We start from the raw sequence: 9,060 nt of genomic DNA on the forward strand, positions 1-9,060 counted from the left end.
CATTCCAGACTTGTCACTGCTTGCCACGAATGGGCGTTGACCTGCAGAGACTGTGTCGATCACTAGTCTCGCCTTGTCACTGATTGTCAATCATCAGCCGGGGTTTTCGGGGGGGTAAACGGGGGGGCGCCGTCGGCACGCAGCACGGTCATCCACACCATGGCAACCCTACGCCAGCCCATCGGCGACACGAAGCCGGACCGGGGCCGCAGCGCCGACCAAGTCGAACCGAGTCCGATATAGCAGGGATTCGGGACTCCACTCTCTGCCCAGATCCGTCACCGGCACCGAAGACGGACTTACACACGTCCCACCCGGCAATCGAGCCATGGGAGTTTGTGTCGGAGGCCAACACGAACCAAATTCCCATATCCGCCAGTGGCCGATATGGATGTCATGTTGGCATAGCCACACGTGCCGGCCGCCCGAAAGCGCAGGCTGTTGCCCTGCCGGGGGCACGCAACTCTTCAAGATCACCTGGCATGCGATCTCGTTCGGGGCCGAACTAGGGTCGATGGTGATGGTTGGTATGCCGTGGCAGTGGATAGCCGCCGCGCGCCTGGCCCACCGCCGATTGGTCGGACGCTGAATCTCCCTGGGCCAAATGCGAGCGGTGAATGTCCAGTCCGCCGGTTGTCGTGTCATCCGAGCCGCGATCAGGACCGGCTCGGCGGCCACGAGCGAGAAGCCCTGCCGCCGATCACCGATTTGTCCAGCAGCATCTGGATGGGGAGGTGGTTGGGGGTCAACATCGCCGCCTCGCCGTCGTCGACTCGGGGCGGGGTGTTGCGGTCCGGCTGCTGCCCGAGCTGCAGCATCGGGTAGACCAGCAGCGTCTGCCACGGCGGGTGTCCGTCGGCGACGGTCCGCAGGGTCACCGCTGCGGCGAGTGCCGCCTCCGCGCTCGCGCCCTGCCTGGCTCGTCGACCCCCCGATCCGGGCGCTGGCCGCCGGGGAGCGTCGGCGCGACCGAGGCGACCGCCCAGGCGGGCAGCGTGAGGTCGATGTCGAGGACGCCGTCGTCGCCGACGGTCAGCGTGCTGCGGTGGAGGCCGTCGGCGACGTGGCGCAGCTCGGCGGTCTGTTCCCGCGTGATGTTGAGCGGGGCGCCCATCTGGTACCAGGCCTCGGCGACGTTCCCGTGCTCCCAGTCGAGGATCTCCACGGTGAGCTCGGTACCCGGGCGCAGCCCTTCGACCCGATGCCGGACGCGGCGCTCGGGGCCCATCTCGGCGAGGGCTCGCGTCTCGGCGTAGCCGTGGCGGGACGCGAGCCCCGTCGTGCCCATCTCGGCGGGGTAGTTGTAGAAGATGGCCGACACGTCACCCGTCGCGGACGAGCGGGTGATGGCACCGTCGGGCAGCTCGGCCAGGAGGCGGTCACCGAGGCGGTGGAGCATGGCCATCGCGTGGAACGTCGGCTTGTGCAGGCCGTTCTCGTTGACGAACCCGAAGCCTCCGTGGAAGGGGCCGATGCCGCTGCCGCCCTCCTCGAACACGTCGGTGAAGGTCCAGTAGGAGATCGAGTCGGCCAGCGGCGCGCCCTTGAGGAACGCCCGGACGATGTACGCGGCGGCGAAGAGCGTGTCGTGGATCGCGTCGCGGCTCGACGGCGAGGTCGACCACTCGGTGATGTGCAACTCGGCGTCCGGATACGGACTGTTCTCGATGATCGTGCGCAGGACCTGCAGGTCGACGTACGTAGCGTCCTTCTGGCGCGTGATCGCGCTGACGTTGCCCAGGGAGTCCGCCGCGTAGTCGGTCGGGTACAGGTGGGTGGAGAGGAAGTCGATCGGCAGCCCGCGCTGCGCGCAGTACTCGATCAGTTCGTGGATCCACACCGGCTGCCAGTCGAGCGCGTCGGGGTCGGTGGCCACCGCGGTCTCGACCTCGAGCGACGGGTCGTGGGTCTCTCCGGAGTAGCGGGCGTCGGGGACGAACACGCTCGTTGACGGGCCGCCGACCCGCAGCCGGGGGTCGATGGCTTTGATCGCGCGCGCCGTGGCCTCGTACAGCTCGAAGTACTGGGTGCGCGTCCCGGTCCAGAAGTTCGGCACGAGGTTCGGCTCGTTCCACACCTCGAACGGCCACTGCCGCACCTCGTCGATGCCGTACCGCTCGATCCAGTGCCGTACAGTGGCGTCGACCAGCGCGACCCAGCGGTCCATCTCCTTCGGCGGGCTGCAGTGCGCCTTCCACCAGAACAGCGTCTCGGTCTGGGTGGCGAGCTGGCGCGGCATGAACCCGAGTTCCACGAACGGGCGGGCGCCCGCGTCGAGGATCGCGTCGAACACCTTGTCGACATACGCGAACGTGTAGACCGGCTCGGGCAGCGGCTGGTTCGGGCCGAAGCCGCCGCCGTTGTCCGTCCGGTAGACGAACATGTCGTCATGGAACAGGCCGTGGAAGCGCACATGCCGGGCGCCCAGCACCTGGACGGCCTCGCGGAAGTGCGCCTGCCAGTCCGCCCGCAACGCCTCGTTCGCGCGGCCAGCACCGACGCACTCGTTCCACACGTGATGCAGCGGTACCTCGGCGGGTGCCTGCCCGTCGATCAGCAGGGCTGACGTCGCCTGCTCAGTCATGGAGAGCTCCCTCGCTTCGTTGGTGAGTGGGGTTTGCGAGCCCGGTGGTGTCGCTGACCCGGAACCAGTCCACGTCGACGTATCCCCCGGGCTCGGCAGTGGCGTAGTTGAAGAGGGCGAACCGGTACCCGGTGAAGTGCGCGAGGTCGTACTGCATCTGCACGGTGTCGCCCAGCCAGGTCCAGTTGCTGCCGTCGTACGAGTACGCGAACGACGCCGTGTCGACGGCATCCCGGAAGTCGACGTCCGCGCGCAGGTAGACGACGTCCGCCCGCAGCGGCACCGGTGCGCTGGTGAAGGCGATGACGCCGTCGCCGCCTGCCCGGCGCATCACCAGGCTCCTGGTCCCCGCCTCCATCGTCACCGCGATGTATCCGTACTTGCGCTGGTAGGCGGAGATGCCTGCGACGTCCCTGTCCTTCATGTGCGAGACGTCCAGCGAGATGGCGCCGGAGCTCGTGGGTCCGAGCGTGCGTTGGGTGAGCGTGTTGCGCGCATCGAGGATGCCCGAGGCGACGCTGCCCGTGGTCAGCCGCAGGTGTCCGGGCCGCTCGGTGAGCGACCAAAACCGGTTGTCCGGGTTGTGGTTCCACTGCCACTGGAGCCCCAGGTTTGACCCGTTCCATGCGTTCTCGGCGGACTCTGCCAGGAGGTCCGCGTTGGCCGTGTTCCAGTGGCCCGCACGCTCACGGAGGTTGTCGAAGTCGTCCGAGGCGACGACAGCGGCGCCGTCACCGGCCGTCCGTGCGGCCGCCGCGGGCGCTTCCGGATTGAGAGCGAACACCGGCCACCCGTCGTCATCCCAGGCCACGCCGACGAGCTGAGGCGAACGACCCAGCGGGCCCTCGTCCTGGAACAGCATGGCGTACCACTGCCCGTCGGACGTCTGGACGACTCCACCCTGGGCCACGCCGGTTCCGGGTCGGCCCCCGACCGTCACGCCCTGGCTGAGCACGACCCGGCCCTCCCACACGCCGCCCGCCGACTGCGGCGTTAGTGACGTCGACCGCCACAGCACCTCCTGGCGGATGCCACCCGACGGCCACTGGATCATGAAGACGTAGTAGTAGTCCCCGATCTTGTACGCGTGAGCGCCCTCGGCATTCAGCCCGCTGGTCTGGTCGACGTTGGCGTGCTCGACGAGCCGCGTCTCCGGGCCGTCCCACGCAAGGGTCCCGTCCTCGTGTCGCCGCAGCCTGCGCAGGTCGATCGACCCGCCACCGTAGACAAGCCAGACGTCGTCGCCGTCGAACAGCAGCGACTGATCGTGGGCGTACCCGTCGAGCACCGACCTGGTCCACGGCCCGCGCTCGATGTTGGGAGTCGAGTAGATGTACGTCTGCCGCGTGGTGAGGCTGCCAACCGACACGTAGTAGGTCCCGTCATGGAACCTGATGCTCGCTGCCCAGCTGCCCTGGCCGTACGCGTCCTGGCCGTCGCGCAGCGCCAGCGCGTCCGTGTCGTCGAGGATCGCCGCTGTATACCCGGCGATCCACCAGTGCACCAGGTCGCTCGAGCGCATGATCGGGACGCTCGGCGCGAAGTACATCGTCGTGCTGACCATGTAGTAGTACCGGCCGTCGAAGACGACGTCCGGGTCGGGCACGTCCGCGAAGATGACCGGGTTGGTGAAGTCTGCCCCCGCCCCGCCGTCGCGGATGTTCAGGTTCGGTCGGTCCATCAACGCAGCTCGAGCGCCACGGTGACGTAGGAGTGGGCGGGCAGGTCGACCTCGAGCCCTCGGGGGTGGGGGCGCACGCCGGCGTGGTCGGTGGGGGCGACGGCGTCGAGCTGCTCGGGGGTGTTGTGCGCGTCGAGCGCCGTGGCGGTCAGCACCCGCGCGGTGTGCCCGACGACGTCGCGGCCGCGCAGGTCCAGGACGAGGATGCGGTCCGTATCGGCGTCGAGGTTGGACAGCGAGACCAGGGCGGTGTCGCCCTTGACCGACGCGGACGCCGAGACCAGCGGCAGCTCGGTTCCGTCGACAGCGCGAGTCTCGACGTCGCGCAGGTGCACCGCGAGGGAGGCGGCGTCGTGGTGGCCGGTGTTCATGGCGAAGACGTGGTACGTCGGGGTGAGCACGAGCGCCCCCGTGTCGGGGTCGGTGAGGATCATGGCCTGTAGCACGTTGACGGTCTGGGCGATGTTCGCCATGACCACACGCTCGGCGTGCCGGTGGAACGCGTCGAAGTGCACCGAGGCGACCAGGGCGTCGCGCAGCGTGTTCTGCTGGTACAGGAACCCGGGGTTGGTGCCCTTCTCCACGTTCCACCACGTGCCCCACTCGTCCACCACCAAGCCGACCTTGCGGTGCGGGTCGTAGCGGTCCATGACCGTGGAGTGCCGGGTGAGCAGCTCCTCCATGCGCCGGGCGCGGGCCATGGTCACGTACCACTGGTCGGTGCTGAACCCGGTGGCGTCGCCCTTGTCCGACCACGACCCGGCCATCGTGTAGTAGTGCAGCGACACGGCCTGGAACGGGCCCGCCGGCGCGGCCGGGTCCGCCGCCAGGTCGTCGAACGAGCGCAGGAGCGTCTCGGTCCAGTGCAGGTCGGCCTCGTTCGCGCCCGCCGCGATCCGGTACAGCAGGTTGCCGCCGTGGTTGCGGGTGTAGGTCGCGTACTGCCGGGCCAGCGAGGCGAACTGCTCGGCGCGCAGGTTGCCGCCGCAGCCCCACGCCTCGTTGCCCAGGCCCCAGAACGGCACCCGCCACGGCTGCTCCCGCCCGTTCGCCCGCCGCAGCGCCGCCATCGGTGAGTCGTCCGCCCGGGTCAGGTACTCCACCCAGTCCGACATCTCCGCCACCGACCCGGACCCCACGTTCCCCGACACGTACGGGTCCGCGCCGAGCAGCTCGCACAGGTCCATGAACTCGTGCGTGCCGAACGCGTTGTCCTCCACCACGTCGCCCCAGTGCGAGTTGACCATCCGCGGGCGGCTCTCGCGCGGGCCGATGCCGTCACGCCAGTGGTAGTCGTCGGCGAAGCAGCCGCCCGGCCAGCGCAGGTTCGGAATCGAGATCGCCCGCAACGCCTCGACCACGTCCGAGCGGATGCCCCGCACGTTCGCGACCGGCGAGTCCTCACCCACCCAGAACCCGCCGTAGATGCACCGCCCCAGGTGCTCGGCGAAGTGCCCGTACACGTGCCGGCTGATCGTGGCGCCGGGCAGGTCGAGGTCGATCACTGCGGTCGTGGTCGTCGTCATTGTCTCCCCATCAGTTGCGTGTTCCGTCATTGCATGCCTCAGCGAGGAGCTCGCGGAAGCCAGACCCGCATCGGGCCGGGGGCGCGGTTGCCCCAGGTCGAGAACGGGATCGCTGTCACCGTGTGCTCGTCGACGAGCTCGGGGGTCGTAGATGCCGGTGCCGCGTCCCGGTGATCGGGGATGCGGGGACGGCGCGCAAGGCGGACGTGCGCCCATAGGTGCTCGACATGGTTTCCTTCGACCGAAACGGGCTAAACGGCGCGGGTGGTTGCACGGCCCTAAGCCCCACCGCGGGTGGAGCCACGTACCACGAGACGGACGGGCGCGACGACGTGCTCGGCCGGGCCGGTCCAGCCCGCCATCTGCCGGTGCAGCAGACCCACCGCGGTCTCAGCGACACCTTCATGGTTCGCGTCGACGGAGGTGAGGCCGGGCGGGACGAAGCTTGACATGTCGAGGTTGTCGAACCCGGCGAGCTGGACGTCGGTGGGCACCCGGAGCCCGCTCTCTGCCAGGGCCGCGACCGCGCCGAGCGCGACGACGTCGGTGACGGCGAAGACGCCGTCGAAGGGCAGACCGGACGCGATCACATCGAGCAGGGCATCACGTCCGGCCGCCGACGTGAACGTGGAGATGGGCACCACATAGCGTGCGTCGACATCGAGGCCGGCATCGCGATGTGCGCGCTCCCAGCCAATGCGGCGGTCCGACGTCATCATGTGCGCGGTGTCGAACGTGCAGCCCAACCCAACGATGCGCCGCGAGCCGTGCTCGATCATGTGCGCCGTCGCGAGGCGGGCGCCCTCTTCGTTCGCAAGCCGCACGTGGTTGAACCGGTCGGGCACGTCACGCTCGCCGAGCAGCACGATGGGCTTGGTGGTACGCACGCGGTCCAGCTGGTCGCGGTCGAGTCCGGCGACGGACAGCAGGACGCCGTCGTAGAGCTGGAGTCGCGCGACGCTCAGCGCCGCCATCTCATGCTCGGGGCTGCCGCTCGTCCGCTCAAGGACGAGGTGCCGCCCCTCGGCCTCGATCAGCGGCGCGATCTTGTCGGAGACCTCACCGAAGTAGTCGTGGAAGCTCGGCACGATGAAGGCGACGGTGTCGGTCCGTCCCGCGCGCAGGTGGCGCGCGGTCAGGTTGACCTCGTACCCCAGCGCCTCGACGGCGGCCATGACACGGGCGCGCGTCGGCTCGTTGACCGGGAGGCGCTCATTGACGACGTTCGACACGGTCATGACCGAGACGCCCGCCTCACGGGCGACGTCCGCCATCCTCACCACATATCCTCCTTATCGCGGCATTCTGCCAGCTCAGCAACGTCGTCTGGCGAGAAGCCCGCCACCCATCCACACACCGGGGCGGGCCTTGACGCAACACGATCGACTCTTTACTTTAACGCTAAAATCCCGCTCGGTATGAGGACGCCAAGCCCCAGCTCGCGTCGATGTGCCCACAAATTCCAGTCAAGGACGACCGGAACTGTTCTCAAGGGAGAGACCTCGGTGCGTACCACACGAACGAAGTTGTCAATTGTTGTCCTGGCTGCAGCCGTGTTAGTGGGACTTGTCGGATGTACCTCTGCCGACGACCCCGAAGACGACTCGGGAACGCTGACCCCCAGTGACCCCACGACGTTCACGGTCTGGATCACGTCGGCCCAGCAGGCCCCGGCACCCGACAACAAGATCACCAAGCTGCTCAAGGACAAGCTCGGTGTCACCCTCAAGTACGAGATCGTCACGCCGGACAACGAGGACCAGAAGATCGGTGTCATGCTCGCCGGCGGTGAGTTCCCCGACCTCATCGGCACCGGCGACCTGAAGCAGCGTCTCCTGCAGGGCGGCGCTCTGCGGCGCCTGGACGACATGCTGGCCAAGGGGGACTACCCCAACCTCGCCGAGCACGTCAAGGACGACATCAAGAAGATGAGCTACTCGGGCGACGAGGTGGACAAGGGCCTGTACATCCTCCCGAACTACAACCGCTTCTACGGCGACATCACGGGCGGCGTCTACTACGGTCCCGCGTTCTGGATCCAGAAGCGTGTGCTCGCGGACGCCGGCTACCCGGACCTCAGCAACATGACGCTCGACCGCTACTTCCAGCTCATCTCGAACTACAAGGCGAAGCACCCCCAGACCGCCGGCGCCCCGACCGTCGGCTTCGAAATTTTGGCGTCCACGGGCCGTGAGTGGGGCATGACTAACCCGCCGGCGCAGCTGGCAGGCTTCCCGAACAACGGTGGCGTCGTCGTCGACAGCAACAACAACGCGTCGATCTTCGCCGACAAGGACATCGCGAAGAACTTCTACAAGGTCCTCAACCAGCAGTACAACTCGGGTGTCGTCGACCCCGAGTCCTTCACCCTGACGTTCGACCAGTACACCGCGAAGCTGGCCACCGGCACCGTCCTCGGCATGCACGACCAGGGCTGGAACTTCCAGACCGCCACCCAGTCGCTGCAGAGCGCCGGCAAGGACGAGTACACCTACGTGCCCCTCATGCCCGTCTACGACGGGGTGAAGCCCTGGTACGCCGACCGCCCCGTCATGAACACCAACCAGGGGTTCGGCATCTCGGTCTCCAGCAAGCAGCCGAAGAAGGCACTGAAGTTCCTCGACATCATGCTCAGCGATGAGTGGCAGAAGACGCTCTCCTGGGGCATCGCTGGCGAGGACTACCAGGTCGGCGCCGACGGCGTCTTCTCCCGCACGGACGAGCAGCGGAAGAACTACAAGGACCTCACCTGGCGTGCCTCCAACCGTCTCGATGCGCTGCTCGACATGCTGCCCAAGCGCAACGGCAAGTTCTCCGACGGCAACGCCTACAGCCCCGACGACCAGCCCGCCGAGTTCTACGCGACGCTGAGCGACTACGACAAGGAGTTCATGGCGAAGTACGGCAAGAAGACCTGGCTTGACTTCGTGAACAAGGCGCCGGACAACCCCAAGTACTACCCGGCGTGGAACCTCACGCTCTCCGACGCCGCCAACCAGGTCAACCAGCAGCTGACCGACACCAGCGTGCAGAAGCTGCCGGGGATCATCGCCGGCCCGCCCGCCGACTTCGACAAGAACTGGCAGGCCTACGTCGACTCCATCCGCAAGATCGACGTCAAGGTGTACGAGGACGCAGTCACCGCTGGCATCAAGGACCGTCTGGCCAACTGGTAACAGTCTGCGAGCAGTCGTGGGGGGGGGGGGGGGGGGGCCCCCCCCCCCCCGGAGGCGGGGGACACCACCACCCCCCCAGGCACGCGGGGGGCG

The 9,060-nt window shown here is 67.9% G+C and carries 7 protein-coding genes; 1 reads left to right on the top strand and 6 read right to left on the bottom strand.

Annotation, left to right across the window (positions count from 1 at the left end; all coding sequences use genetic code 11):
* Positions 1-656 precede the first annotated feature (656 nt).
* The 6 genes from SM447_RS17635 to SM447_RS17660 all read right to left on the bottom strand — a co-directional run bounded on the left by SM447_RS17635 (position 657) and on the right by SM447_RS17660 (position 7,065).
* The gene (locus SM447_RS17635) at positions 657-878 is read right to left on the bottom strand and encodes a hypothetical protein (protein WP_474573901.1); all 222 of its coding nucleotides are present in this window, start codon (positions 876-878) and stop codon (positions 657-659) included.
* Positions 875-2,584 carry a GH39 family glycosyl hydrolase gene (locus tag SM447_RS17640; protein ID WP_474573902.1) on the bottom strand — a complete coding sequence of 570 codons (1,710 nt, stop codon included), beginning with the start codon at positions 2,582-2,584 and terminating at the stop codon, positions 875-877. Before SM447_RS17640 ends, SM447_RS17635 begins: the two co-directional genes overlap by 4 nt.
* Entirely contained in the window at positions 2,577-4,265 is a 1,689-nt protein-coding gene (locus SM447_RS17645) for a glycoside hydrolase family 43 protein (protein WP_474573903.1), read from the bottom strand. Before SM447_RS17645 ends, SM447_RS17640 begins: the two co-directional genes overlap by 8 nt.
* Positions 4,265-5,791, bottom strand: a complete 1,527-nt coding sequence (locus tag SM447_RS17650; RefSeq protein ID WP_474573904.1) for an alpha-N-arabinofuranosidase — start codon at positions 5,789-5,791, stop codon at positions 4,265-4,267. Before SM447_RS17650 ends, SM447_RS17645 begins: the two co-directional genes overlap by 1 nt.
* Positions 5,792-5,829: 38 nt before the next feature.
* On the bottom strand, positions 5,830-5,910 hold the full coding sequence (locus tag SM447_RS17655; RefSeq protein WP_353505311.1) for a hypothetical protein: 81 nt from the start codon (positions 5,908-5,910) through the stop codon (positions 5,830-5,832).
* Between the two features lie 159 nt (positions 5,911-6,069).
* Positions 6,070-7,065 carry a LacI family DNA-binding transcriptional regulator gene (locus tag SM447_RS17660; RefSeq protein WP_204002934.1) on the bottom strand — a complete coding sequence of 332 codons (996 nt, stop codon included), beginning with the start codon at positions 7,063-7,065 and terminating at the stop codon, positions 6,070-6,072.
* Positions 7,066-7,344: 279 nt separating this feature from the next.
* Here SM447_RS17660 and SM447_RS17665 point away from each other — a divergent pair, with 279 nt between their 5' ends.
* On the top strand, positions 7,345-8,967 hold the full coding sequence (locus tag SM447_RS17665; RefSeq protein WP_474573905.1) for a type 2 periplasmic-binding domain-containing protein: 1,623 nt from the start codon (positions 7,345-7,347) through the stop codon (positions 8,965-8,967).
* The last annotated feature ends 93 nt before the right edge of the window (positions 8,968-9,060 follow it).

The organism is Micromonospora aridisoli (genome assembly GCF_056150025.1).

Coding starts and splice junctions, on each gene's coding strand:
- SM447_RS17640 (WP_474573902.1), bottom strand. CDS start 2,584: ATGACTGAGCAGGCGACGTCAGCCCTGCTGATCGACGGGCAGGCACCC.
- SM447_RS17645 (WP_474573903.1), bottom strand. CDS start 4,265: ATGGACCGACCGAACCTGAACATCCGCGACGGCGGGGCGGGGGCAGAC.
- SM447_RS17650 (WP_474573904.1), bottom strand. CDS start 5,791: ATGACGACGACCACGACCGCAGTGATCGACCTCGACCTGCCCGGCGCC.
- SM447_RS17660 (WP_204002934.1), bottom strand. CDS start 7,065: ATGGCGGACGTCGCCCGTGAGGCGGGCGTCTCGGTCATGACCGTGTCG.